Source organism: Acidobacteriaceae bacterium (assembly GCA_028283655.1).
In the GTDB taxonomy this organism is placed as follows: Bacteria; Acidobacteriota; Terriglobia; order Terriglobales; family Acidobacteriaceae; genus Granulicella.
On the sequence record JAPWKE010000003.1, the window covers coordinates 2,185,704 to 2,211,054 of the forward strand.

At 61.4% G+C, this 25,351-nt stretch carries 21 protein-coding genes; 11 read left to right on the plus strand and 10 right to left on the minus strand.

Annotated features, from left to right (window positions below; translation table 11 throughout):
- Positions 1 to 18 precede the first annotated feature (18 nt).
- The 4 genes from PW792_12175 to PW792_12190 all read left to right on the plus strand — a co-directional run bounded on the left by PW792_12175 (position 19) and on the right by PW792_12190 (position 5,049).
- On the plus strand, positions 19 to 1,050 hold the full coding sequence (locus PW792_12175) for a putative sulfate exporter family transporter (GenBank protein ID MDE1162688.1): 1,032 nt from the start codon (positions 19 to 21) through the stop codon (positions 1,048 to 1,050).
- A 195-nt stretch (positions 1,051 to 1,245) separates the two neighbouring features.
- Entirely contained in the window at positions 1,246 to 4,494 is a 3,249-nt protein-coding gene (locus tag PW792_12180; GenBank protein ID MDE1162689.1) for a carboxypeptidase-like regulatory domain-containing protein, read from the plus strand.
- A gap of 78 nt (positions 4,495 to 4,572) precedes the next feature.
- On the plus strand, positions 4,573 to 4,869 hold the full coding sequence (locus PW792_12185) for a type II toxin-antitoxin system RelB/DinJ family antitoxin (GenBank protein MDE1162690.1): 297 nt from the start codon (positions 4,573 to 4,575) through the stop codon (positions 4,867 to 4,869).
- Positions 4,870 to 4,872: 3 nt separating this feature from the next.
- Positions 4,873 to 5,049: a type II toxin-antitoxin system RelE/ParE family toxin gene (locus tag PW792_12190; protein ID MDE1162691.1), complete on the plus strand. Its 177-nt coding sequence runs from the start codon at positions 4,873 to 4,875 to the stop codon at positions 5,047 to 5,049.
- Between the two features lie 176 nt (positions 5,050 to 5,225).
- On the opposite strand, the gene PW792_12195 is transcribed toward PW792_12190, so the two are convergent.
- Entirely contained in the window at positions 5,226 to 6,926 is a 1,701-nt protein-coding gene (locus PW792_12195; GenBank protein ID MDE1162692.1) for an RNB domain-containing ribonuclease, read from the minus strand.
- An 89-nt stretch (positions 6,927 to 7,015) separates the two neighbouring features.
- Here PW792_12195 and PW792_12200 point away from each other — a divergent pair, with 89 nt between their 5' ends.
- Together PW792_12200 and PW792_12205 are read left to right on the plus strand one after the other, a co-directional pair.
- Positions 7,016 to 8,494: an ATP-binding protein gene (locus tag PW792_12200; GenBank protein MDE1162693.1), complete on the plus strand. Its 1,479-nt coding sequence runs from the start codon at positions 7,016 to 7,018 to the stop codon at positions 8,492 to 8,494.
- 96 nt (positions 8,495 to 8,590) lie between these two features.
- Positions 8,591 to 11,104, plus strand: a complete 2,514-nt coding sequence (locus PW792_12205; protein ID MDE1162694.1) for a 2-oxoglutarate dehydrogenase E1 component — start codon at positions 8,591 to 8,593, stop codon at positions 11,102 to 11,104.
- Between the two features lie 104 nt (positions 11,105 to 11,208).
- On the opposite strand, the gene PW792_12210 is transcribed toward PW792_12205, so the two are convergent.
- Positions 11,209 to 12,879: an MFS transporter gene (locus PW792_12210; protein MDE1162695.1), complete on the minus strand. Its 1,671-nt coding sequence runs from the start codon at positions 12,877 to 12,879 to the stop codon at positions 11,209 to 11,211.
- A gap of 59 nt (positions 12,880 to 12,938) precedes the next feature.
- Here PW792_12210 and PW792_12215 point away from each other — a divergent pair, with 59 nt between their 5' ends.
- Positions 12,939 to 13,841 (plus strand): hypothetical protein, encoded by a 903-nt coding sequence (locus tag PW792_12215; GenBank protein MDE1162696.1) that lies wholly within the window; start codon positions 12,939 to 12,941, stop codon positions 13,839 to 13,841.
- A 119-nt stretch (positions 13,842 to 13,960) separates the two neighbouring features.
- On the opposite strand, the gene PW792_12220 is transcribed toward PW792_12215, so the two are convergent.
- The 4 genes from PW792_12220 to mutL form a co-directional block, all read right to left on the minus strand.
- On the minus strand, positions 13,961 to 14,161 hold the full coding sequence (locus tag PW792_12220; GenBank protein MDE1162697.1) for a cold-shock protein: 201 nt from the start codon (positions 14,159 to 14,161) through the stop codon (positions 13,961 to 13,963).
- Positions 14,162 to 14,334: 173 nt separating this feature from the next.
- Positions 14,335 to 15,045 carry a (d)CMP kinase gene (cmk, locus tag PW792_12225; GenBank protein ID MDE1162698.1) on the minus strand — a complete coding sequence of 237 codons (711 nt, stop codon included), beginning with the start codon at positions 15,043 to 15,045 and terminating at the stop codon, positions 14,335 to 14,337.
- 11 nt (positions 15,046 to 15,056) lie between these two features.
- Positions 15,057 to 17,396: a hypothetical protein gene (locus tag PW792_12230; protein MDE1162699.1), complete on the minus strand. Its 2,340-nt coding sequence runs from the start codon at positions 17,394 to 17,396 to the stop codon at positions 15,057 to 15,059.
- An 85-nt stretch (positions 17,397 to 17,481) separates the two neighbouring features.
- The gene (gene mutL, locus PW792_12235; protein ID MDE1162700.1) at positions 17,482 to 19,428 is read right to left on the minus strand and encodes a DNA mismatch repair endonuclease MutL; all 1,947 of its coding nucleotides are present in this window, start codon (positions 19,426 to 19,428) and stop codon (positions 17,482 to 17,484) included.
- A 73-nt stretch (positions 19,429 to 19,501) separates the two neighbouring features.
- Between mutL and PW792_12240 the strand changes: the two genes are divergently transcribed.
- Both PW792_12240 and PW792_12245 read left to right on the plus strand, forming a co-directional pair.
- Positions 19,502 to 19,780 carry a type II toxin-antitoxin system RelE/ParE family toxin gene (locus PW792_12240; protein ID MDE1162701.1) on the plus strand — a complete coding sequence of 93 codons (279 nt, stop codon included), beginning with the start codon at positions 19,502 to 19,504 and terminating at the stop codon, positions 19,778 to 19,780.
- Between the two features lie 8 nt (positions 19,781 to 19,788).
- A complete protein-coding gene (locus PW792_12245; protein MDE1162702.1) occupies positions 19,789 to 20,103 on the plus strand; it encodes a HigA family addiction module antitoxin in 315 nt (104 codons plus the stop codon).
- Positions 20,104 to 20,138: 35 nt separating this feature from the next.
- On the opposite strand, the gene pyk is transcribed toward PW792_12245, so the two are convergent.
- From pyk to PW792_12260, 3 genes are read right to left on the minus strand one after another with little or no spacing between them, the layout of a single operon-like run.
- Positions 20,139 to 21,605 (minus strand): pyruvate kinase, encoded by a 1,467-nt coding sequence (pyk, locus tag PW792_12250; GenBank protein MDE1162703.1) that lies wholly within the window; start codon positions 21,603 to 21,605, stop codon positions 20,139 to 20,141.
- A gap of 55 nt (positions 21,606 to 21,660) precedes the next feature.
- On the minus strand, positions 21,661 to 22,710 hold the full coding sequence (locus PW792_12255) for a YihY/virulence factor BrkB family protein (protein ID MDE1162704.1): 1,050 nt from the start codon (positions 22,708 to 22,710) through the stop codon (positions 21,661 to 21,663).
- Between the two features lie 13 nt (positions 22,711 to 22,723).
- On the minus strand, positions 22,724 to 23,290 hold the full coding sequence (locus PW792_12260; GenBank protein MDE1162705.1) for a thioredoxin family protein: 567 nt from the start codon (positions 23,288 to 23,290) through the stop codon (positions 22,724 to 22,726).
- 63 nt (positions 23,291 to 23,353) lie between these two features.
- Between PW792_12260 and PW792_12265 the strand changes: the two genes are divergently transcribed.
- Positions 23,354 to 23,551, plus strand: coding sequence for a hypothetical protein (locus tag PW792_12265; protein ID MDE1162706.1), 198 nt, complete (start codon positions 23,354 to 23,356; stop codon positions 23,549 to 23,551).
- Here PW792_12265 and PW792_12270 read toward each other — a convergent pair.
- A complete protein-coding gene (locus tag PW792_12270; protein ID MDE1162707.1) occupies positions 23,536 to 24,711 on the minus strand; it encodes a VWA domain-containing protein in 1,176 nt (391 codons plus the stop codon). The genes PW792_12265 and PW792_12270 overlap by 16 nt on opposite strands.
- 82 nt (positions 24,712 to 24,793) lie before the next feature.
- Between PW792_12270 and PW792_12275 the strand changes: the two genes are divergently transcribed.
- Entirely contained in the window at positions 24,794 to 25,321 is a 528-nt protein-coding gene (locus PW792_12275; protein ID MDE1162708.1) for an AAA family ATPase, read from the plus strand.
- Positions 25,322 to 25,351: the final 30 nt, after the last annotated feature.

The window sequence follows — 25,351 nt, forward strand, 5'->3', positions numbered from 1 at the left end:
CAGCCCCCTGCCGGGACCCTGCTTTCTCTTCTGCCAGGCACCCTGCTGTTGTTTGGAATCGGATTTCTCGGCAAGCTGCTTGAGTCTCTCGGGACAATTCTTCCCAAACGTTTCGGCATCCCCTTCCCTCACATCGAGTACGTTCTCTGGGCCATCATCGTCGGCCTCCTCTTCTCGAACATCTTCACCATCCCCAAGATCTTCCGTCCCGGCTTTGCCACCTACGAGCTCTGGCTGAAGCTCGGCATCGTGCTTATCGGCGCTCGCTTCGTACTCAGCGACCTGCTGCACATCGGCGGCCTCGCCATCGGCCTCGTCTTCGTAGAGCTTGCCCTTTCGCTCACAGTGATGACGCTGCTGGGCCGTATCTTCGGCCTCAACCCCAAGCTCACCTCGCTGCTCGCCATGGGCTCGTCCATCTGCGGCGTCACCGCCATCATGGCCGCACAGGGCGCCATCGAACCGGACGAAGAAGACACCTCCACCGCCATCGCTGCGATCCTCGCACTCGGCGCACTCGCACTCTTCACCTTCCCGGCCATCGGCCACATGCTCCACATGGGCCAGCAGAGCTACGGCATCTGGTCCGGCCTCGCAGTAGACAACACCGCCGAAGCCACCGTCACCGGTGCGCTCTACGGCGAAGAGGCCGGCAAGTACGCCATCCTCGCCAAGACCGCGCGCTCGGCCTTCATCGGCTTCGTCGTCCTCGGCTACGCCGTCTACTGGGCCTCCAAGGGACAAGCCCAGCGCGTAGACCGCAAGGCGCTCTTTCTCTGGCAGAAGTTTCCCAAGTTCATCCTCGGCTTCATGGCGCTCAGCGTCCTGGCCACCGTTGGCTTCTTCAGCAAAGGTCAGCTCAACTCGCTCGGCAACTTGTCGAAGTGGTTCTTCCTTCCCGCCTTCGCGGGTGTAGGCCTGCGCACCAACCTGCGCGACCTCGTCGATCAGGGCTGGCGTCCCATCGTCGTCGGCGTACTGGGCGAAATCTTCATCGCTCTGCTCACGCTCGGCCTCGTCATTCTTTCGTTTCACGGAGCAGCCCGATGACCCGGCCGCTCCTCCACGTATCCACCATGCTCTCGTCGTTCCTGCACGAGCAGTGTTGTTGTTGCTGTCGTCGCTAACGCTCCTAAGCGTGCGAGGACCAACACCCCACTCGTTCTCTACCTAACACCCCCACTTTCATAAAGCGATCTGCGAATACGCAGACGCGCATTCATCAGTACGTTTCAGGAGACCTCCATGCCTTCCTTTACACGCCTTCGTGTGGCTACTTCCGCACTGCTCTTTACCGTGGCCACGGCATCAACCTTTGCTCAAGTTGTTGGCGGCACCATCTCCGGCGTCGTCACCGACCCCACCGGAGCCGTCATCCCTAACGCCCAGGTAACCGTCCACAACGACGACACCGGCTCGCAGCGCATACTCGCAGCCTCTGCCAACGGAGCCTTTACGGCCCCCTCGCTCACCGTGGGCCACTACACCATCAGCGTCGTCGCACCGGGCTTCGCGGACTTCCACCGCAAGGACAACATCACCGTCGGCCAAACGCTCGAGGTCAACCTCAAGCTCGCCATCGCCGGCTCTGAAACCGTGAACGTCAATGGCGACCTCACCGCCGCAGTCAACCTCTCCACCGAGCAGACCTCCGGTCTCGTCGACGCTCGCCAGGTAAAGGGCCTCCCCCTCAACGGTCGCTCCTACGATCAGCTCCTCACGCTCAACCCCGGCGTCGTGAACTACACCAACCAGCGCTCCGGCTCTACCGGTACTTCGAACTCCTCGGTCGGCAGCATGTTCTCCATCTCCGGCCGTCGCCCGCAGGACAATCTCTTCCTGCTCAACGGCATCGAGTACACCGGAGCCTCGCTCATCAACACCACTCCCGGCGGCACCAGCGGCCAGCTCCTCGGCATCGACGGCATCCACGAGTTCAACGTCGTCACCGACACTTACTCCGCCGCCTACGGCAAGCGCGACGGCGCGCAGATCTCCATCGTCACGCAGAACGGCACCAACCAGGTCCACGGCTCGGCCTACCTCTTCGAACGCAACAGCTTCCTCGACGCGCGCAATTACTTCGACAACGCTCGCATCCCCGAGTTCCAACGCCACGTCTACGGCGGCTCGCTCGGCGGCCCCATCAAGAAGGACAAGCTCTTCCTCTTCGGCAACTACGAAGGCTATCGTCAGAACCTCGGTGTCTCGCTACAAACTCTCGTTCCCGATAACAACGCCCGCAACGGCCTCATCCCGAACTCGACGACCGGCGCACTAACGCCCGTCACCGTCGCCCCGAACTCTGCGAAGCTGCTCAACCTCTGGCCCGTCGCCAACGGAGCAGAGGTCACACAGAACGGCGTCGCCACCGGCATCGCCAAGTGGACCGGCTCCGCCCCGCAGCGCATCCGCGAAGACTTCGGCACCACGCGCTTTGACTGGAACATCGGCCCGAAGGACACCTTCTACTCGGCCTACACCGTCGACGACTCCTATGCCAACACCCCCAGCGGCAACCCCTACACCTACGTGCAGGAAACACTCCGCGAGCAGGTTCTGAGCGCGCAGGAACAGCACGTCTTCTCTCCCAACTTCCTCAACATCGCCCGCTTTGGCTACTCGCGCTCGAGCTTCTACTTCTATGGCTACGTCCCCGCCGAGCAACAGGCGCTCGCTCCCAGCGTCCGCACCGGCGTGCCAACCTACGCCATCGTCATCTCCGGCTCCACCGCTTCGAACGGAGCTTCCGCCATCACCGGCGCAGGCGCCAACGTCGGCTCAAACAACTCGATCGCTCGCAACCTCTTCACCTTCGACGATCACGTCTACTACACCATCGGCAAGCACACCATCCAGGGAGGCATCTGGCTCCAGCGCCTGCAGTCGAACGACAACCTCGCGCAGAACCAGTACGGCCAGGCCTCCTTCGCCAGCCTGAGCACCTTCCTCACCGGCACCATCAAGACCTTCACCTACGCCCCCACCATCACGCCGCTCGGCTGGCGCGCTCTCTACCTCAACAGCTTCCTCGAAGACACCTGGCACATCACGCCTAACTTCGAAATCCGCGCTGGCATCCGTACGGAAACCTCCAGCGGCTGGACCGAGGCACAGAATCGCGCCACAGCCTACACCTTCACCAACAACGTCATCAGCACCAACCCCATCTCTGGTCTTAGCAATGCTCTGCTCGACAACAAGGCGCTCCTGCTGCCAGAGCCTCGCGCAGGCTTTGCCTGGAACGTCTTCGGCACCGGCGTCACCAGCGTTACCGGCGGCGTAGGCTTCCACCACACGCTGCTGGACGCACTCGACTACCGCCTCGATCAGGCAGCACCCTACAACACTACCTACTCCTACTCCGCCTCCACGGTTGCCAATCCCGTCGCCGGTACAGGACAGGTCTCGCCCTCCACCGTCGACAGCGGCATGGCCACGCCCGCGCTGCTCAGCTACACGCTCAAGGTCGAGCAGCAGCTCGCTCCTGCAACCTCTCTCTCGCTCGCCTACAGCGGTTCGCACAGCTATCACCAGATCATGAACGGCGACCTCAACGAACCCGCGTACACCATCGTCAACGGCCGCGTCTTCTACCCCGCATCCGGTACCTCCACCAGCCCCGCTGCGCCCATCAAGGCCAACCCAAACGTCGCCAACACCACTTCGTGGTGGGCAGGAGCCTCAGGCAACTACAACGCCTTCATCGCCGACCTCCACCAGAACCTTCGCCACGGTCTGCAGTACCGCGTGAACTACACCTGGTCGAAGAACCTCGACGACGGTTCGGCGTGGAACACCTCGGTCTCCTCCAACACACCCGCGTTCGTCTCCGTGCCCCAGCTTCCGCATCTTGACTACGGTCGCGCGGCCACGGACCTCCGCCACATCTTCTCCGCAAACGCTACCTACGAACTCCCCTTCGGAGAGGGCAAAACCTTCCTCTCGCACACCAACGGTGCCGTCAGCCGCACCGTCTCGGGATGGTCACTGGCCAGCATCGTCAGCGCACTCAGCGGCTTCCCCTTCTCGCCACAGCTTGGCTACAACCCCACCGGCTCCGGTGATTCGCGCAACCCTGTTCGCCCCGACGTCAACGCGGCCTTCAACGGCCAGCTCTACACCAAGGGCACAACCTCGCAGCGCGTCGCACAGTACTTCAACCCCTCAGCGTTCTCTGCTCCCGCGGCAGGCTACGTCGGCAACGTGGGCCGCGACACCCTGTCGGGACCGAAGTACGCCAACTGGGATCTCTCCTTGTTGAAGGCCACGCAGATCGCAGGCGGCGTTCACGCCCAGTTCCGCGCGGAGTTCTTTAACGTCCTCAACCACACCAACCTGCAGCTTCCCAACACCGTCGTCTACACCGCCGGTCCCACGCAGGGAACACTCGCCAACCAGACAGCGGTGGCAACTCTCGGCTCCCCCGGCGTCATCTCCGGCACGGCCAACACCAGCCGCCAGATTCAACTCGGCCTGAAGATCCTTTTCTAAGCCACGACTGAATAAGGACAAAACTCCTCTGCATGGATGTAATTCAAGTGAATTACACTCTCTGCAGAGGAGTTTTCTATGCCCGCAAGCGCTTTGGTACAGACCCGGATAGACCCTTCCATCAAAGAACGAGCTACGCAGGTTCTCGAAGAACTTGGCATGAGCGTTTCTGATGTGGTCCGCATTCTACTGACTCGCACAGCAAAAGAAGGTGCGCTGCCATTTGAGTTAATACAAGGAACGGCGGCACATGATGCATGGTTTCGCGCCAAAGTTCACGAAGCCTTAGAAGACAAACGTCCCCCGGTCGCACATAAGGATGTGAAGGCTCAATTTGCAAAGCGCCGAGCCGCTGCCATCAAAAAGGTTTGCTAACTCATGGAACTGGAGTGGTCGTTCTATGCCATTTCTGATCGAGAAGCCATCTTCGATTACCTTGAAGCCGAAAGCCCAAGAGCGGCAGTCGATATCGACGACCGCATTGAAACGCAAGTTGAAACTCTAACGAATTTTCCAGAAATCAGGCAGACCGGGAAGAGTCCCAGGCACGCGTGAACTCATCCTGCAGCGAATGCCTTACATCGTGGCCTACAGAATCGACGGAAACACCGTGCACATCATTCGCATCCTCCACGGTGCCCAGGAGTGGCCGGAAGAAATACCGTAAAAGCATTCTCCTCAAAAGAAAGCCTCCGCACATAGCGGAGGCTTTCGTCTCGTACACGCAACCGTTATCTTTTCCCCACATACGCAAAGTCAATAAACGCCCTCGCAGGGTTCGTGTGAATCAACTTCACATTCACCTTGTCGCCCACATCAAGCGCATCACCACCCTGTATGATGCGACCTTCAAACGGCGGCGCAATCACACGCGCATACACGCCCTTCTCGCTCGCTCCGGTGATCACCGCGCGGAACGTCTCGCCCACATGCTTCGCCATCGCCACGGCAGCAACACGCTTCTGCATATCGCGCTCAATCTTGCGCAGAGCCTTGTCCGCCTCGTTGCAATGCATCGCAATCGCCGTCAGGTCTTCATCCCCATACGGCGCAGGCTGCTTGTCCTGCAACGCATGAAGCGCACGCTGTGTCACTACATCCGGGAACCTGCGGTTCGGCGCCGTTGAGTGGGTGTAGTCTCGGGCAGCCAGCCCGAAGTGCCCCGTGGGATCATCCTCCGGCTTCATCAGGATGTACTCTCCCGGCCCCATCAGCTTGATCACAGCCAGCGCAACATCCGGGTAGTGGTCAGGGTCCTTCGCTCGAATCTGCTCCAGCACACCGTTCAGCGCATAAGAATCAGGGGTCACCGGAAGGTCATAGCCTTTGTCCTTCGCCAGCGACGCAATGCGCTCCCACCGCTGCGGGATCACCACCACGCGCTGCAACCCACTGCGCTTCCCCTTGCGCAACGTACGCGCCATCACGCCATTCGCCGCGACCATCAGGTCCTCGATCAGCAGCATCGCGCGGTTCTGCGTCGCCTCCTGCACATCGATTACCTTGCCATCGACGACCACCGGATCGGCCTCAGCCTTATGAAACTCCAGCGCGCCCTTGGCCACACGCGCCGCATGTAGCCGCTGCGTCGCCTCGTCCTGCATCTTCAACTGCTCGACCAGCCAGTTCGCAGGCAAAGAGCCAGAATCAAGCTGCTCCTCGTCATGCTCACGCGCCGAATCTGAACGCAACGACAACACATCGTCGTCCTTCGCTCCAGCCGCAACCCTCTCCAGCCACGGCCCCACGCGCGAGTACGCCAGCTGCGCGCGATTTCTTACCCGCGCCCGCGTCACCGTCTCGTCTGCCAGCGAGCCATCCGGCCGCACCGTGAAGCTGATCACCACAGCCAACCGGTCGGCGTTCTCATTCAACGACGTCAACCCCGTCGACAACTCCAGCGGCAGCATCGGGAAGTTCTTCACCGCGGTATAGATCGTCTGCGTCTGCTGCCGGGCGTGTTCATCAATCGGGGAGTCTTTCTCCACTGCTGCCGCCACATCACCAATCGCCACATGCAACCGGATGTCATCGCCAACGCGCTCCGCCACTTCAATCTGGTCCAGATCACGCGACGTGTCGTTATCGATCGCTGACCACCCCAGCGCACGCATATCTTCAAATCCGGCCGCACTCGACTCTTGCGCAAACCTTGCTTCGATCTCCCTCACCTGCTCGCGTGCCGCGTCCGAAAACTCCGGCTCAAATCCCGCCGCTCGCATCTCCGCCAGCGCAGCTCCCGCCAGGTCAAAGTGGCGGGGATCGCCCCCACCGTACGTCGGACCACCATGCTCATCCCACTGCCTGCCGCGCTCTCGCCGATGCTGCTTCAGCTTCTCGTTCGGTGACGTAGGACCATGCTGCGGAAGGCTCTTATGCTGCTTCTGCTCTGTTACCTGCGACGTGTGTTCGTGGTGCTCGTGCCTCGACATGCGTGTGAGACTAGCACCGCTCTGTTATGGTTGTCCGCTCACGCCATCTAACTCCCTCATGCGATACGCTTAAAACACCAATGGATCCCATGGAGAACCAAGTTCGCGCCCAGGCCCCGCAGGAACTCATCGCGCAGAACCCCGAGCTCTTCGCCGCGCTCTTCGATGCTTCGCCCGAAGGCGTCATCCTCTTCGACGCGCAGTATCGAATCCTCTACGCCAACAAGAGAGCGCGCAGCATCAGCAGAATCGAGCCAGAGTACATCCTCTCCTCCACTCTCTGGGAGCTCTACCCCGGGGCCATCGGCACCCTGGTTGAAGCCACCTATCGCCGCGTGCAGGAAACGCGCATCGGCGCCAGCCTGCCAGACTTCTACTATGAGCCCTTCGACCACTGGGTGCGCGTCCATGCCAAACCCGTTGGGGAAGGCTTCGCCGTCTTCTACTCCGACGTCTCCAAAGAACATCGTCTGGCCATGGCCAAAAGCGAAAGCGAGCGCCGCCTCTCCCTCGCCATGGAAGTCAACAACGGCGTCGGCATCTGGGAGTGGGACATCCAGCACGACCTCGTCTACGCCGACAAACGCTTCGCCGCCATCTATGGCGTCGACGAGCACGAAGCTGAGCAAGGCACCTCCATCGCCAACTTCACCCGCAACATCCATCCCGACGACGTCACCAGCACCACCGAGTTGATCCAGCAGGCCATCGCCTCCAACAACAGCTTCTACGCCGAGTACCGCATCCGTCAGGCCGATGGCTCCGACGTCTGGATCGCCGCCCGTGGCCAGGTCATCCGCAACGAACTCGGCGAGCCTCTTCGCTTCCCCGGCGTCTCCGTCGACATCACCGAGCGCCGCAAGACCGAAGCCGCGCTTATGCAGGCAGAAAAACTCGCCGCCGTCGGCCGTCTCGCCAGCTCCATCGCGCACGAGATCAACAACCCGCTTGAAGCCGTCACCAACCTCGTCTTCCTCGCCAGCCAGCAAGCTATCCTGCCCGAAGTACAGGGCTTCCTCGACCTGGCCGACCAGGAGCTGCGCCGCGTCTCCGTCATCGTCAACCAGACCCTGCGCTTCCATAAGCAAAGCACCGCTCCTACCGATTGCCAGCCCGAAGATCTCTTCCGCAGTACGCTCCCGCTCTACGAAGGCCGCCTGCGCAACGCCAGCATCTCCGTCGACGTACGCGTCCGCTCCACCCGCAACGTTTCCTGCTTCGAAGGGGACATCCGACAGGTACTCTCCAACCTCATCGGCAACGCGATCGACGCCATGCCCCAGGGCGGCCGCCTCCTCCTCGGCGTTCGCAACGCCACCGAATGGGCTACCGGCCGTCGCGGCCTCGCGCTCGTCGTCGCCGACACCGGCTCAGGCATGCCGCCGGAGGTGCAAAAGCACATCTTCGACGCCTTCTTCACCACGAAGGGGCACAGCGGCACCGGCCTCGGCCTCTGGATCTCCAGCGAGATCATGCGCCGCCACGGAGGCACGCTCGGCCTCCGCTCCAGCACCTCCCCACAGCACCACGGGACCGTTTTCACCCTCTTTTTGCCCCTTCCCTCCTGAGAGCACCGGGCAGAGGGTGCAGGAATCGCACAAAGTGCACGCTAATCGCACCAGCACTTCCCTTCGACCAACCTGCGGGTCTAGCATAGTTCTGCCATGCCGACCACAACCGCTAAGCCCATCAAGCCTAAGCCTGCCGCGAAAAACACCGCCGAACGCGAAACCACCTTCGACATCTTCCGTCGCTGGGGCTTCCTTCAGGCCACGCTCGATCCCCTCGGGCAGTACCTTCCCGCCGAACCTTTTCCCACGCCTGCGCCCGACGGCCCCGACAGCGAAGAAGCCCGCAAGTACTACTGCGGCTCCATCGGTGCCGAGTTCATGCACATCGCTTCGCCTGAGAAGCGTGCATGGATTCAGAACGAGCTCGAGCGCGACTACAAGCCCGAAGACACCGCCCGCATCCTCACCGGACTCATCCGCGCCGACGCCTTCGAACAGGTCATCCAGCAGCGCTACCTCGGTACCAAGCGCTTCTCGCTCGAAGGCCTGACCGCACTCGTCCCCTTCCTCGAGCAGCTCTTCACCACCGCTGCCGATCTCGGCGTCACGCGCTCCATCTTCGCCATGGCCCACCGTGGCCGTCTCAACGTGATGGTCAACACCGTTGGCCGTCAGGGCTACGAAGTCTTCTCCAAGTTCGAAGACGTTGACCCTCGCACCACCATGGGTGGCGGCGACGTGAAGTACCACATGGGCGCCACCGGCGACTTCCATACCGCGCACGGCAAGACCGTCTCGCTACACCTTGCGTCCAACCCCTCGCACCTTGAGGCTGCCGACCCCGTCGTCATGGGACGCACACGCGCCCGCCAGACCCGCGTCGGCGAAGAAGGCACGCAGCAGATTCTGCCGATGATCATCCACGGGGATGCAGCCTACGCTGGTCAGGGCATCTGGGCGGAGACGCTCGTGCTCGCCACCATTAAGGGCTACACCGTCGGCGGTACCATCCAGGTCATCACCAACAACCTGCTCGGCTTCACCGCAAACCCCGAAGAGTCCAACTCCTCGCGCTTTGCCTCCGACCTCTCCAAGCGTTTGCCGATCCCGATCTTCCACGTCAACGCAGAAGACCCCGCAGCCGTCGTCCGTGTCGCCGAGATCGCCGCGAAGTACCGTCAGGAGTTCGCCTCCGACGTCGTCGTCGACCTCATCGGCTACCGTCGTCACGGTCACTCCGAAGTTGACGATCCCACCGTCACGCAGCCTCGCCGCTACGCCAAGATCAAGAACCACCCCACGCTCTCCAAACTCTACGCAGAGCAACTCGGTGTGGACTCGACAGAAGAAGTGAAGAAGTTCCAGGACGAGTTCCTCGAGGCCCAGCGCAAGGCTGCCGCCGAGGAAGTCAAAACCAAAACCAGCAACTTCGTGATGAAGCGCATGCACGAGCTCCCTGAGTACTGGAAGCCCTACACCGGCGGTGCACTCTCGCCAAACGACAACCCGGTCACCGGCCTCAGTGCGGACAAGCTCGGCGAACTTGCGAAGAAGCTCACCAGCTATCCGGACGGCTTCAACATCCACCCCAAGGTCGCTAAGCTGCTCGAACAGCGCGCCGATATGGGCGCTGGCAAGAAGCCGCTCGACTACGGCTTCGCGGAGCTACTCGCGCACGCCTCGCTGCTGGATGCAGGCACACCCGTTCGCCTCTCCGGCCAGGACTCGCAGCGCGGCACCTTCAACCAGCGTCACTCCATGCTCATTGACACCGAGACCGAGCTGCGCTGGTCGCCGCTGAGCCACATCAGCGAGAATCAGGGCCAGTGGGAGGTCTACAACTCCATGCTCTCCGAGGCTGCCTGCCTCGGCTACGAGTACGGCTTCTCGCGCGACTATCCCGAAGCCCTCACCCTTTGGGAAGCGCAGTTCGGCGACTTCGCCAACGGCGCGCAGATCATCATCGACCAGTTCCTCGCCGCGGGCGAAGCCAAGTGGGGCTTGCTCTCCGGCCTCGTCATGCTGCTGCCGCACGGCTACGAAGGGCAGGGCCCGGAGCACTCCTCAGCTCGCGTCGAGCGTTACCTCCAGCTCGCCGCTCAGGACAATATCCAGATCGCTCAGCCTTCCACCGCAGCACAGTACTTCCACCTGCTCCGCCGTCAGGCGATGCGCACCTGGCGTAAGCCGCTCATCGTCTTCACCCCGAAGTCGATGCTGCGCCACCCCGACGCGCTCAGCCCGCTCACCGACCTCGTCGCCGATCGCTTCCAGCTCGTTGTCCCCGACAATGAAGCGAAGGACGCTCGTCGCGTGCTCGTCTGCACCGGCAAGATCGGCCACAATCTCCGCGTCGAACGCGCCAAGCGCGGCGTCACCGACGTGGCCATCATCTTCGTCGACCAGCTTTACCCCTGGCCCGAAGCCGAGCTCGAAGCCGCCATCGCGCAGCATCCCACGGCGAAGGACATCGTCTGGGTCCAGGAAGAGCCCGCCAACATGGGCGCTCTCACCTACGTGATGCCGCGCCTCAAGCAGCTCGCCCATGACAAGGCGGTCCTCTCGGTCAAGCGCGTCGCCTCTGCCAGCCCGGCCACCGGCTCCGCCAAGGCTCACGAGATCGAAGAGAAAGCACTCGTCGACCTAGCCCTCGGCCACGGCGACTAACCCAAACCAATCCCAACAAATAAACAAAAGCGAAACGGCGTCCCTGGGGACGCCGTTTCGCTTTGCCCTACTCCCTACTTCCTCTACCCTCTAAGCTCCACCCTCTAGTCCATCGGTACTTCCGTAGCCCACACCTGGTGCGTCACCGCTGGCGGGCCATCGCCCGAATGCAACGCCCACACCCGCTCACGAATCTCCTGATCCGCCAGCGTCGTTCTCTCACGCGAGCGCAGATAGTCCAGCCAGCTCTCCATCACAAACGTCTCGTTCAGATGGTCCGGCATCGCCGCATCGCGATAGATACCCCAGCGGATTGCACCATCTCGCAACCGCGCCCCTTCCAACTCATGAATCGCTCGCGTAAACGCCGCATAATTCTCGGGCTTCACGCAGTACTCAATCGACACGCGCACCGGCCCATCTTCTGGGTGCGGAGCCGTCGGGAACTGCGGAATCGGCCGTTTGAACTGATACGGAGTCAGGTCTGGCAGCGCTCCCTTCAGAATATGGATACGCAGCGTAAACGGCAGCGACAACGCCAACCCCACCGCGGAGCACGTCAGAGACACGCGCGTCGAATAATGCTCCGCAATCGCTCCCCACACCACAGAGCCAATCGCCAACCCGCCTTGAAACGTCATCAGGTACGTGCCCAGCGCCCGCGCATACACCCACTGCGGCACGCTCAACTGCACACTCACATTCAGCGTGCTCATCGTCGACGTCCAGCAGAAGCCCGCGCCCAGCAGCGTAGCAATCACCACCGCCGGCATCTTCACCCACGCCAGCACCAGCAGCGCCAGCACGTAGTAGATCGACGTCATCGCCAGCAGTTTGTCTGCGCTCAGCTTCTGCCGAATCCGCGACAGCGTCGTCGCCGCCACCACCGCGCCCAGTCCCAGGCATCCGTTCAGAATGCCGTAGCCCATCGCGCCCTGCTTCAGATCGCTCTTCGCCACCAGCGCCAGCAACGACCACACTGCACTCACAAAGAACGAGAACGCAAACGCCCGAATCAGTGATCCCTGCAACGTCGGCGAGTAGCGCACAAACCGCAGCCCCGAACGCACCGACCCAGCGATCCGCTCTGCAGGCAACGCGCTCTTGAAAATCGCCTGTCGATGCCACTGCCACAGGATCCAGATCACGCCAGCAAACGATACCGCGTTGAACGCAAACACCCACGCCGCGCCCGTCACCGCATGCGTAAAGACGGCGATCATCAAGCCACCCAGCGCAGGCCCCACCGCCCGGGCGATATTGTTGCTCGCCGCGTTCAGCGTCACAGCCGCCGGCAACTGGTCATGCGGCACAAGCTCCGGCACAATCGCCTGCCAGGCCGGGTTGTTCATCGCCGAGCCAATGTTCAGCAGGAACGTAAACGCCAGCAGCGCCCACGGCGACACCACGCCGAAAAACGTCAGAATCGTCAGCACGCCGACGCTCACCAGCATCCACGCCTGCCAGAAGATCAGCAGCCTGCGCCGGTCATAAATGTCCGCCGTCGCGCCCGCCAGCAGTCCAAGAAACAGCACCGGCAAACTCGCCGCCGTCTGCATCAGCGCAATCAACAGCGGAGACGTCGTCAACGCCGTCATCAGCCACGTGCCTGCAGTGTCCTGCATCCACGTGCCCACGCTTGAAACCGTCGAAGCCACCCACCGGTCGCGGAAAAGCGGAATTTTCAGCGGCTCAAACGGCCCACCGCCCGCTCCCGTAGCCTGAGTCTTCACAGCCCCAACATCAGTCGAATCTACATGCCCTGTTTCGCCCATCGTCTCTTTGGATGCTACACACCCCAAGCCATTTTGCGCTCGAACGTATGATGAACCCCATGCGCTTTCCTCTTCTGCTCGCCGCCTGCCTCACCACCGCGATCCTCCCCGGCAGAAGCCTCGTAGCCCAGGAACCAGCAGCCCCCACGCTGCCCGACCCAGCTAAGCTCATGCTCGAGGTCGAGCAGAACCAGAAAGCCGCCGAAGCCGCCACCCGCGACTACACCTACAAAGTCCACGTCGACAACCTCGACTACACCAAGTCCGGCGCCGTAAAAAAGTCCACCAGCACCGACTCCGACAGCTTCACCGTCGACGGTGTCCGCGTCGATAAACTCTTCGCCCGCAACGGCAAACCGCTCACAGACGACGAAAAGCGTAAAGAAGATGAGCGCATCGATAAGCAGATCAACAAAGCCAAGGAGCAGCGCGCCAAGCGCCTGGCTCAGGGCAAACCCACCGACGCCCGCGGCGACGAACTCCTCACCGTCTCTCGCATCCTCGAACTCGGCAGCTTCACCAACCTCCACCCCGACACCTTCTCCGGCCGCCCCGTCTGGGTCATGGACTACCACGGCAACCCCGACGCCAAAACTCGCACGGCCTTCGAGTCCGTCTTCAAGGACCTCACCGGAACCGTCTGGATCGACCAGGCCGATCACGTCCTCGTCGCCGCGCACGGCATCTTCGACAAGGACTTCAAAATTGGCGGCGGCCTCCTGATGAACCTCCACAAGGGCACCACCTTCGACTTTCGCTCCGTAAAGGTCGACAACGCCGTCTGGCTCCCCGACACCATCGACGCCCGAGGCTCGCTACGCTACCTGCTCTTCGTCAGCTTCAACGGCGGCCTGCATCTCAAGGCCTCGGAGTACAAAAAGTTCCGTTCCTCTGCCCGCATCCTTCCGCTCGGAGAGTCTGACGACCAGCCCGCCCCGCAAGTTCCGCCTGCGCCAAAGTAATCCCCCGGACATAGAAAATGGAGACAGCCGAAGCTGTCTCCATTTCCCCGAATGCAAACTTGTGCGATCGTTTCCTGACCTCAAAAGTGATGCAGTATTACGGTCTTGCTCGTTGAAGCTTACAGGGGCTGTACATCCGAAGCCTGCCAGCCCTTAGGTCCCTTGACCACATTGAACTGAACAGCCTGGCCTTCCTGCAGGCTCTTGAAACCGTTGGTGTTGATTGCAGAGTAGTGCACAAATACGTCTTCACCATTCTGACGGCTGATGAAGCCAAAACCCTTGGCGTCGTTGAACCACTTAACTGTTCCCTGTTCCATAACTCGTAGTCCTTGTGTGATTTACTTTGACGCTGAATCCAAATCGGGGCTTCGGCTGCCTTGGAGCTGCAGAAAACCAATCTGTTTCAAACGATGGGGAAATGTTAGCACGACGGACTATTTTTCCACCGGAAAATTTCCTCAATCGACTTATTGCACTATAAGAAGTGCAACTAGCGCGTAGCCAGATGCTCCGCCACTATCGTCTCAGCCTTCGTCAGCACATCCTCCAGCGAGAGCCCCGTAGAATCAAGAATTACCGCGTCCTCTGCGGGTTTCAGCGGAGAATCCGCGCGATTCCGGTCGCGCTCATCGCGCTCCTTCAGGTCCTTCACCAGCGACTCTTCCGTCACCTTCGCATCGTTGACGCCAGCCTGACGGTAACGGCGATTTCCTCGTACTTCAGGGGCCGCATCCAGGAAAATCTTGACCTCGGCATCCGGAAAAACGACTGTCCCGATATCGCGGCCTTCCATCACCACGCCACCGGCCTTGCCCAGCGCGCGCTGCTGGTCCACCATCCACACACGCAACGGAGGATGCACGCTCACCTTTGACGCCGCGGCCGTCACATCGCCATCGCGAACCCGGCGCGAAACATCCACGCCGTCCAACAATACGCGATTGCCTTCCAACTGTGGTTCCAGCCGAATCTTCGTTACCGCGGCGAGACGCATCAGCGCCTCACCGTCGGCAAAGTCGATATCGTTCTCGATAGCCTTCAGCGCCAGCGCTCGATACATCGCACCGGTTTCCAGGTTCAGGTAGCCAAAGTGACGCGCAAGGTGCGCCGCCACTGTGCTCTTGCCCGCTCCCGCAGGCCCATCGATTGCAATCACCGGACGCTCGCGGCGTCCGGTTGTCTCAACAGTAGAAGAGTTCATCGCGCGTTACTTTACTCCCCGGAACCCGGTCGTGGCTTGCGAGGAACCGTTCTGTTCACCGTCGGGTAATCGACAGGCTTGTCATTGAACCCCGCAGGCTTACGCTTGGGGCTGCCCTCAGACTTGCCGCCAAACTTTCCTGCAGGCTTGCCACCGCCAAACGACTTGCGCGGTCCGCCGAACGACTTACCGCCGCCGAAAGACTTGCCGCCACCGTCTCCACCGAACGAGCGGCGAGGACGATCCTCTCCACCTTCACGCGGGGTGAACGGCTTACGCGGGCGATCAAAGCCACCTTCGCGAGGAACAAACGGCTTGCGGGGACGATCATCGCCACCCTCACGAGGAGTAAATGGCTTGCGCGGTCCACCAAACGACTTGCCGCCACCGAAGGACTTACCGCCACCATCACCGCCGAACGAACGGCGAGGACGATCCTCTCCACCTTCACGGGGAGCAAACGGCTTACGAGGACGATCAAAGCCACCTTCGCGCGGAGCATACGGCGTGCGTGGGCCACCGAACGACTTACCGCCGCCGAAGGACTTACCACCACCGTCACCACCGAACGAGCGGCGAGGACGATCTTCTCCGCCTTCGCGAGGAGCGAACGGCTTACGAGGACGATCGAAGCCACCCTCACGAGGAGCAAACGGCTTACGAGGGCCACCAAAGGACTTGCCACCACCGTCGCCACCGAACGAACGGCGAGGACGATCCTCTCCACCTTCACGGGGAGCGAACGGCTTACGCGGGCGATCGAAACCACCTTCGCGGGGAGCATACGGCTTACGAGGTCCGCCAAACGACTTGCCGCCGCCGAAGGACTTACCACCACCGTCGCCACCGAACGAACGGCGAGGACGATCTTCTCCACCTTCACGGGGAGTGAACGGTTTACGAGGACGATCAAAGCCGCCTTCACGCGGAGCAAAAGGCTTACGCTCTCCACCCTCACGCGGGGTAAACGACTTGCGCGGTCCACCAAACGACTTGCCGCCGCCAAAGGACCGGCCGCCACCATCACCACCGAACGAACGGCGAGGACGATCTTCTCCGCCTTCACGGGGAGTGAACGGTTTACGAGGACGATCAAAACCGCCTTCGCGAGGCGCAAACGGCTTGCGGGGACGATCTTCGCCCCCCTCACGCGGTGCAAACGGACGACGCGGACGGTCATCTCCACCTTCGCGCGGAGCGAACGGGCGACGCGGGCGGTCGAACGGCTTGCGGTCTTCATTCCACGGCTTCGTGAAATCCGTCTTCGCTTCGCCTTCTTCGCTACGACGGGTGAACGGGCGGCGCTCACGGTCTTCGCGGCCAGCGCCAAACGCACCGGCAGGCTTACGGCTGAACGAAGGACGGCTGCCCTCGGGGCTCTCAAACTTGCGAATGCGACCAGGCTCCGGCATCTCCGTCTCGGAGAAACGACGAGGCGGCATCGCAGCAGCGGCAGCCAGCTCTTCTTCGGTCTTTTCTGGCTCTGCTACTTCCGGGAACTCCGGCAGCGTACCCACAACGTACAGGAACTCCTGACCGTTCAATACGGTGGGCTCCAGTTCGCGCGCCGAACGCAGGGCACCGATCACCTCGCGCACGCGCGAACGCGGCGCCAGCGGCGAAAGGAAGTTCTCCAGGTCCTCAGGAGTCGCAGCAACGGTCTGTGCAAAGTAGAACGAAACCAGCGCCGACAAAGCGGTCGGCTGACCGGCGTTCACGCCAGCCTTGATGTGCTTGGTGAAGCGGCGTGTCGTCAGCTCCCACAGAGTCGCGCCATCGCCCTGCGCCAACAGAGGAAGCACGCGCAGCATCTGCCACAGCTCGCTCAGCGAACGCAGCACAGCCGTCTCCGTTACCTCACGGCCCAGCTCATTCGCCAACTCTGCGGCGGACATCGCTTCGCCCTTTTCGAGCACTTCATAGCAGCGCAGCGCCAGCGGCGTAACCTTCACCGCACCCGAGGTTGCCGGGGCCTGCTTCCAGCTCTTGTCACCACGCAGGGTGAAGATGTACTTGAACGCTGCCAGAGAAACCACGAAGTCCGGCGCATCGCCGGCCGTGCTCAGCAGGTTCAACGGCAGCGCCGTTCCATCTGCGGTCAGGCGGGCCACCAGGTCACGCGCCACCTGCGCGTCCGCTGCCGTCGGCTCTTCTTTCTTCTCGCCCAGGGTTGCTTCCACCAGTGTCGGCGCGGTCAGCGCGAGCTTCTGCGGAGCAAACGATACAAGGCCAAACTCGTCGAGGAACGCGCGCGCCGCCTCGAGCGTGAGCACCGGCTCGCCTGCCTGATGCCACAAGGGTGTACGCACGGCCACAAGTTGGGCCTCGTTAAACTGCTGTGATGTAGCCAAAACTTTCCTCTTCTCGGAGCGCAGCGCCGAGGAAACCGGCCTGCGCTGCAGCGTATCCGTTTCGCGATCGGCCTCTTCAGGGAGACTAAATGCGCTGAAACGCCCGCTGGATGTCCTTCATAGAATACCGCAGTGCAATGGGTCTGCCATGCGGACAGCTCGTAGGATGCTGAGTCTTACCCAACTCTGACAATAACCACTCCATCTTGGAGGGCTCCAGCGGCATGTTCACCTTGATCGCCGCGTGGCAGGCAATCGACGCCGCAATCCTCGTCCGGCGCAGCTCTTCGTTCTCCACCTGGGCGGTTTTCTCTGTGTTTCCAAGCACTTCCTCGAGCACGCGCTCCAGCTCCCGGCCCTCAAGCCCCACCGGCGCAGCCTTCACAGCCAACGTCCGAGGCCCGAACGGCTCCGCCTCAAAGCCATTCCGCTCCAACTCCTCAGCAATGTCGGTAAATCTCACCATCTGCTCCGGAAGTAGATCCACCAGCAGCGGCATCAACAAACGTTGGCGCTGTACCGCCTCCACCTGGCGCTCGCGCAGGATCTTTTCAAACAGCACGCGCTCATGCGCGACATGCTGATCCACAATCCAAAGCCCCTCTTCATTTACGGCGAGGATGAACGAATCGCGCAGTTGCCCCAACGGCTTCAACGTCGCCAGATTGTTCAGCGTCGGCTGCTCCGCTTCGCTCTCCGCAACTGCTGCAGCAACGTCACTTTCGCCATAACCAACAGCAATCCCCGCACCTTCAAAGCTCAACCGGCCCGGCGACGGCGGCACTACGCGCTCGCGCAGATCAAACCCAGCCACATCAGCCGGTTCGATCACTTCGCTCTGCGCCACCGGCTCCACGCCATTGGGCCCCGTCAACGGCTGATCTACTCCAGATAAAGGACTTATGTCCACCATGAGAGAGGCGCTTGCGGTTGGAGCGGCGTTAAGAGCCTGAAAGAAGCTTGCGGCAGGACGTGCATTCATCAACGCTGTCCGAGCCGCATCCCGCACAAAATCATGGACAAACGAACCTTGACGGAAACGCACTTCGGTCTTGGCCGGGTGGACGTTTACGTCAATCTCTTGAGGCGGAAGCTCCAGAAACAAAAGGACTACCGGGAACGAGGTCGGCGGAATGATGTTGCGGTAGGCCTCGGTGAGGGCATGCAGAATCAGGCGGTCGCGGATCAGGCGGCCGTTGGCGAAGACGTAGACCGAGTTGCGGTTGAGCTTCTGCAATTCAGGTTTTGAAACGAAACCAGTGAGCCGAATAAAGCCCGGTTCGGGGGCTTCGTAGTCCTCAGAACGCTTCCAGGGCGGGGGTTCTGGCAATCCGGCGCGCGCAAAGTCGATCTCCGCGGTCACGGGTATGAGACTTTGAAACGTTTCACGTCCGAAGATCTGATACAGCCGTTCCCCGGCATCGGCGACGGCGGGAGCCATTACGAGCGTCTGCGTCGCGGAGTGCAACTCGAAGTGCTTCTGCGGATGCGCGAGCGCATAGTGCGTCACGAGCGCGGCCACATGGCCCAGTTCTGTCTGCTCCGAACGCATGAACTTTTTGCGGGCCGGCGTATTGAAGAACAGGTCGCGCACCGCCAGCGTCGTACCTGCGGGCAGGCCGGCGTCCTCGACGCGCATCATGTTGCCGCCGTTGATCTCAACGACGGTGCCGACTTCGTCTTCCGGTGCACGCGTCTCCAGCAGCACACGCGCGACCGAGGCGATGGACGGCAAGGCTTCTCCGCGAAAACCCAGCGTGGCGATGCTCAGGAGATCGTCGCTGGAACGAAGCTTCGAGGTCGCGTGACGCTCAAAGGCGAGCAACGCATCATCGCGTCCCATGCCGTGACCGTTGTCGACGATGCGGATCAGTTTGCGGCCGCCGCCTTCGACCTCCACGCGGATGCGTGTAGCGCCCGCATCGAGCGCGTTTTCGAGCAGTTCCTTCACGACAGACGCAGGTCGCTCCACCACTTCGCCTGCGGCGATCTGGTTCGCAACCTGGTCGGAAAGAACTTTAATACGGCCCATGAGGACGATTGTATCGAGTTGTAACGCCTGTATCACGTCGTGATACACTTCCGATCAAACGGAGCCGCTGAGATTGATTCGCTCGTTCAAACACAAAGGGTTGGAGAAGTTCTTCACCACTGGGTCGAAGGCGGGCATACAGCCTGCTCATGCAGTAAAGCTGAGGCGGCAACTGTCTCTTCTGGATCGGGCGGCGTCTGCAGAACAGATGAACTTTCCAGGATGGGCGTTACATGCTCTGACGGGAAGCCTAGAAGGCCATTGGTCCGTTCGAGTCAACGGCAACTGGCGAATGACCTTTCGCTTCCAAAACGGCGACGCTGAAATTGTCGACTACCAGGATTATCACTGAGGCCCTCTATGCAGATGTATAACCCAGCACACCCCGGTGCCATCCTTCGCGAAGCCATGGGAGAAGACATTACGATCACTCATCTGGCGAGACATTTGCGTATGACGCGAGCCAATCTCTCGATGATTCTCAACGGCCGTATGAGTGTTTCGCCGCTTGTAGCCACGAAGCTGGCCGAAGCCTTTCCCTGGACCGATGCGGAGCTTTGGCTGCGCTTGCAGAACCAATACGATCTTGCAAAAGTTCTGCGTAAAAAACGCCAAAAGATCTTGCCCGTTCGGCCCCACAAGCCAGTCGAGCACAAACTGAAAAACGCGGCCTGATGGCCGCGTTTTTTACTGGTTCACTTCTCGCAGATTTACTTGCGGTCGCCAACCAGGTGGAGTCGCATGAAGTTCGTGGCACCGGACTTTGTCGCCGTACCGGCAACGATGCCGAGCACTTCCTTTGCCTTCACAATGCCTTCGGCTTCAAGGATGTCTTCGGCCATATTCACCAGTCCATCCGTGCCTTCGAAGCGGCTGCAGGTGATCGGCCAGACACCCCAGAGCATCATGTTGCGGTTTGTTACGGACTCGAACGGAGCGAGCGCGACAATCGGCGCGGCTGGACGGTACTTCGACAGCAGGCGTGCTGTTGTTCCGCTCTCCGTGAAGATGGCGATGGCAGCCAGGTCCATCTCTTCAGCTGAGTGCGCCATCGACTCGCAGATCGTCTCCGGAATCGAAAGCTTGCGGCGCGTCGAGCTTTGCGGTGCAGCCACCTTCGGCTCGTTACGCATCTGCTCTTCGGTCTCGCAAACGATCTTCGCCATCATCGCCACGGCTTCCACCGGATACTTGCCTGCAGCGCTCTCCGCCGAAAGCATGACGGCATCGGTGCCGTCGTAGATAGCGTTCGCAACGTCAGAAGCTTCGGCACGCGTCGGGCGCGGGTTGTCGATCATCGACTCCAGCATCTGCGTGGCCGTGATGACCGGCTTGCGGGTTGCCGCGCAACGGCGAATGATGTGCTTCTGGATCGCAGGAACCTTCTCCGGCGGAACTTCCACGCCGAGGTCGCCACGCGCAACCATGATGCCGTCGGTCGCTTCCAGAATCGACTCCAGATGGTCGACCGCCTGCGGCTTCTCAAGCTTCGAGATGACCCATGCGTCCGAGCCAAGCTGAGCGATGCGGGACTTCACGTAGCGAACGTCATCTGCTGTCTGCACGAAGGAGACGGCAATTGCATCGCAGTTCTGCTTGATGCAGAACTCAAGATCAATTTCGTCCTTTTCGGTGAGCGACGGAACTTTGACGTTGATGTTCGGAAGGTTGATGCCCTTCTTTTCGCCGAGCATGCCGCCGTTGATGATCGTTGTGACCACGTCAACGCCCTTGATCTCCACGACGTGGAGTTCAATCAGGCCGTCGGAGAGCAGGATGCGGTCGCCGGGCTTCAGGTTTTCGGCGAGGGTCGTGAAGACGGTCGAGACCTTCTCTGCCGTGCCTTCAATCTGCTCGGGGGTAATCGTCAGCAGCTTGCCCTGCTCCAGCAGAACGGGCTTGTGATCGACCAGAACGCCGGTACGGATCTTTGGGCCTTGCAGATCGGCGAGTATGCAGATCGGCTTGCCTTCTTCCTTCGCGACCTGACGCACCATGGCGATCAGTTCGGCCTTCTGCTCATGCGAGCCGTGGGAGAAGTTCAAGCGGGCTACATCGAGCCCGGCACGAACGAGTTGGCGGAACGTTTCCGGTGTGCTGGATGCCGGTCCCAGCGTTGCGACAATCTTGGCCCGGCGCGAGCCTTCGTTCCCCAACCACTTCTTGCTGCCCATCATGATGTTTGCCCTTCGGAAAAATAGCCTTTTGAAACATTTTCAGGATATAAGGCTGTCAATCAGCCATTCTACCTGCGCGAACAGATTTATGAAGACGACGCAGGTCCGGCAGCTTGAAGAGGAACTCCCGCGTCTGCCGGTCGCGCTTCGGCAGGCGAAGCTGCGCGTTGAACTCCGAGCCTACCAAAACACTGAGCGCAATGAGATAAAGCCAGATCAACAGCGCGATACCTGCGCCCAGAGGGCCGTAGACACGGCCGTAGTTTGCGTAGCGGGTGACGTACCAGCCGAAGGTGATCGTGGAGAGGAACCAGAGGAAGGTCGCGACCATGGCGCCGGGGAGGCTTGCACGCCAGCTCCAGTCGCGACGGAGAATCGTCCACGGCTCGCGCAGCAAGGGGTCAAGGTGCGTCCGCATGTGCGTGCTGAGGTCGGTACCGAGGTGGTAGATGACCGCGATGATGCCGACGCTGCCGCAGAGGGCGACCAGCCAGCGCGTGGCAAAGGAGAGCACGTAGACGGGTTGCTGCAGCTCAAACGGCATTCTGCTGGCGAGCCATACCGAAAAAAAGTGGCCAAAGACGACGAGGCCGCTGGCCAGCGCCATGGGAACCAGCGAGAGCGGCACCAGAGCCAGCGCTCGGAGACGGCGGGGCCAGAAGCTGCCGACCGTCAAGGGGAGCTCGTGTGCGCGGCGGAAGCCTTCCATCAGTGTCGCCATCACGTTGGCCGCGCCGGTGATGCTGACGACAGCGGTGCCGAGCAGGGCGCGAGCCGTTTGCGGGCTTTTGTGCGTGGTGATGAAGTACGCGTGGAGCAGAGGGGCGACGGTGGAAGGCAGCACGCGATTGAAGAACATCGCCATCTGGTACTGGAAGGGCGAGGAGTCCGGCAGCAGAGGAACGAGCGCCGCGAGCACGATCAACGCCGGGAACAACGCCACCATGGCGGAGTACGCCACGGCCTGCGCCACGGTCAGCACGTCATGCTCTACGGCGGCGAAGATGGCCCGACGCAGGAGATGGAAGACGCGCACCGGCTGCATCCACAGCGGGGTGTCGTCGTCCTTCTCCTCTGCGTCCAGTAGCGTCGGGTCTTCCAGCATGCAGTCGTTACGCTCAGCCCTTCCACTTATTCAGGAAGTCGGTGACGGACTGCGCTTCCATGTAGCGCATGTCAGAGAACTGGGTGTCCTGAGAGAAGAGCACCTTGCCGTTTGCGTCCAGCACGGCCAGCGCGGGGACGCCGTGCAGCGGCACGCCGTACTTGTGGGCGATATCGGTGTTCGCGTCTTCGTGGCCGATGTTGATGTTCACCTTCACGAAGTTCTTGTCGAGCAGATCATCGTTCGGGGACTGGCGGAAGTAGACGTCGAGCACCTGGCAGTCGCCGCACCAGTCGCCACCGAAGTCCAGGATGATGCGCTTGTGATCGGCCTTGGCCTCTTTCAGCGCGGCCTTCAGGTCGCCGGGGGCATCGTTGATCGAAGGATAGATATTGCGCGGCTGGGGGCGGATGACCGGGATGTGCGCGGCCTTGCGCTGTTCTGCTGTCATCGGCTTCGCGGAAGTGTCTTCCACGGCGGGTGCGGCGGCTTTGCGACACGCAACGACTCCCGCGACAGAGCCAAGCAACACGACGGCCAACAACCTGTTCCAGTTTGAGAAGTTACGCATACGTTTCATAATGCGCCAACGGATTCCACCCCAGCAAGCACCCATGCCGCGCGGCGAACCATCAGAACAAGTATGCAGATTGAACAGCTACCACCAAATCGTCCAAACTTTCGCGGCATCGGCATATTGGCCGTGGCGTGCATGCTTGTTATTTTTGTTGCGGTCGTGCTTGTGCTGCACTTTGCGGGGCGCAGCTTTGAGCCGCAGCATGTGGCGACTCACTCGAACGTGTCGATGCTGCTGACTCGCGGAAATCAGCTGCCGGCGTAGTAGCCGTCGGGTGTCTGGACTTCGACTTTTTTCGATTTATCAGGCCCCGTGACGACGAAGTCAAACGAGTGATACGCCTGACGCGACGCCTTGCCGAGGGGCGTGATCTCGACCCAGTACATGGCGGCCAGATCGTCGCTGACGGAGGCGAACTGCTCTTCGAGCGAGGTGTGTTTTTCTTCGCTGAGCAGACGGCCGCCGCTGGCGCGGCTCATCTTGGCGAGCACCTGGGTGCCGTCGATGTTAGGCCGGTGCTGACGTTCGTCGCCGGTGTTGGGCTTCTGCTGGCCGGTGCCGTTGGGGTTGCTGCCGCCGCCGCTGGGTGATCCGCTCCCGGGATAGCCGCTGCCGGGATAGCCACCCCCGCCGCCGGGGTACGAGCCCGGCAGGCCGCCGATGCTTGGGCGACCGTTACCGTTCCCACTGCCGTTGCGGCTTCCGTTGCGATTGGTCTGGGCTCCAGGCTCCTGTTTCGAGGGCAGGAAGGCTGTGTAGACGACCGTGCGGGTGCGTTCGATGGACTCGACGACCTCGGTGGAGGACTTTTTGGAGTGGATGTCGACGCCGTCGGAGGCGACGAGCAGGACGCGCCGCCCGACTTTCTCGCGGGACATGACTTCTTCGCAGCTCAGGTAGACCGCGTCATTCAACGAGGTGCCACCGGATTCGGAGCGGCGACCTTCGCTGTCGCGCGTGACCTCGGGGCCGTCGGGGCGGGGGTGGAAGGAGGGGCTCGAGGTGCCGAGCAGGTTCAGGGAACGCTCCAACGCGGCCTTGTCGGCGGTTGGCTCCTGCAGGAGTTCGATCTGCTTGGCGAACTGCACGAGAAACATCCGGTCGCCGGGACGGAGGCCTTTGACGAGCGCGTGGGCTGCGCGTTGCACGCGGTCGATGTTGTCGCGCTCGCCCTTACCGACGTCGACGACGAGGCCGTAGAGGATGGGGTCGGTTGCACCGAGGGTGACGGAGCGCACGGGCTGCGCGGTGCCGTCCACCTTGATGGCGAAGTTGTCCTTGTTGAGGCCGGTGACGGGCTCGCCCTTTTTGTCGCGCACCAGAAACGGGACGCTCACGGGATCGCCGACCTTCGGCTTTTCGTCCTGCGCCCACAACGGAACGGCAACCGCAACCGCCAACACCCACGCAACTTGTCGCCACACTCGCATATCGGCTTAGACGTTACATCAATCGCGGTAGACGACAAAGTCGACCACTTCTCTACCGCGCCGGTACAGTAACTCCATGCTGCTTGCCGAGCTTGGAGACCGTATCTGCATCCTCGGACCGTCGGGCAGCGGTAAATCGACGCTGGCCTGCGCCATCGCCCGCAAACGAGGGCTGACGGCTATTCACCTCGACCAGATGCACCACGAGTCCGGCTCCAACTGGGTTCCCCGTCCCTATGCCGAGTTCCAGCAGTTGCACGATGAGGCCATCACCGGTGAGCGCTGGGTGATGGACGGCAACTACTCCAAGCTGTTTCCACAACGTTTTGCCCGTGCGACCGGCATGATCCTGCTCGATGTCTCCACCGCAACAAGCCTGCTGCGTTACGTGCGGCGGTCGCTCTTCGAGCGTGAACGGGCCGGTGCGCTCGAAGGCGGATTCGATAGCGTGAAATGGAACATACTCCACCACATCCTCGCGGTCTCACCGAAGAACAGGAGACGCTACGCTGCGATCTACGAGCAGGTGTCGCTGCCGAAGCTGAGGCTCGACTCTCCACGAGCGCTCGCGGTCTGCTATCGCGAGTGGGGTCTCGAACGCTAGAGCGTTCTGACAAGAAAAACGGCCCGAAAC

Excerpts from the sequence above, each read along its gene's own strand:
- PW792_12200 (MDE1162693.1), top strand. The coding sequence starts at position 7,016 with ATGGAGAACCAAGTTCGCGCCCAGGCCCCGCAGGAACTCATCGCGCAG.
- PW792_12260 (MDE1162705.1), bottom strand. The coding sequence starts at position 23,290 with ATGAAACGTATGCGTAACTTCTCAAACTGGAACAGGTTGTTGGCCGTC.
- PW792_12265 (MDE1162706.1), top strand. The coding sequence starts at position 23,354 with ATGCAGATTGAACAGCTACCACCAAATCGTCCAAACTTTCGCGGCATC.
- PW792_12275 (MDE1162708.1), top strand. The coding sequence starts at position 24,794 with ATGCTGCTTGCCGAGCTTGGAGACCGTATCTGCATCCTCGGACCGTCG.
- PW792_12205 (MDE1162694.1), top strand. The coding sequence starts at position 8,591 with ATGCCGACCACAACCGCTAAGCCCATCAAGCCTAAGCCTGCCGCGAAA.
- pyk (MDE1162703.1), bottom strand. The coding sequence starts at position 21,605 with ATGATGGGCAGCAAGAAGTGGTTGGGGAACGAAGGCTCGCGCCGGGCC.
- PW792_12195 (MDE1162692.1), bottom strand. The coding sequence starts at position 6,926 with ATGTCGAGGCACGAGCACCACGAACACACGTCGCAGGTAACAGAGCAG.
- PW792_12185 (MDE1162690.1), top strand. The coding sequence starts at position 4,573 with ATGCCCGCAAGCGCTTTGGTACAGACCCGGATAGACCCTTCCATCAAA.
- PW792_12215 (MDE1162696.1), top strand. The coding sequence starts at position 12,939 with ATGCGCTTTCCTCTTCTGCTCGCCGCCTGCCTCACCACCGCGATCCTC.
- PW792_12210 (MDE1162695.1), bottom strand. The coding sequence starts at position 12,879 with ATGGGCGAAACAGGGCATGTAGATTCGACTGATGTTGGGGCTGTGAAG.
- PW792_12255 (MDE1162704.1), bottom strand. The coding sequence starts at position 22,710 with ATGCTGGAAGACCCGACGCTACTGGACGCAGAGGAGAAGGACGACGAC.
- PW792_12190 (MDE1162691.1), top strand. The coding sequence starts at position 4,873 with ATGGAACTGGAGTGGTCGTTCTATGCCATTTCTGATCGAGAAGCCATC.
- PW792_12220 (MDE1162697.1), bottom strand. The coding sequence starts at position 14,161 with ATGGAACAGGGAACAGTTAAGTGGTTCAACGACGCCAAGGGTTTTGGC.
- PW792_12245 (MDE1162702.1), top strand. The coding sequence starts at position 19,789 with ATGCAGATGTATAACCCAGCACACCCCGGTGCCATCCTTCGCGAAGCC.
- PW792_12180 (MDE1162689.1), top strand. The coding sequence starts at position 1,246 with ATGCCTTCCTTTACACGCCTTCGTGTGGCTACTTCCGCACTGCTCTTT.
- cmk (MDE1162698.1), bottom strand. The coding sequence starts at position 15,045 with ATGAACTCTTCTACTGTTGAGACAACCGGACGCCGCGAGCGTCCGGTG.
- mutL (MDE1162700.1), bottom strand. The coding sequence starts at position 19,428 with ATGGGCCGTATTAAAGTTCTTTCCGACCAGGTTGCGAACCAGATCGCC.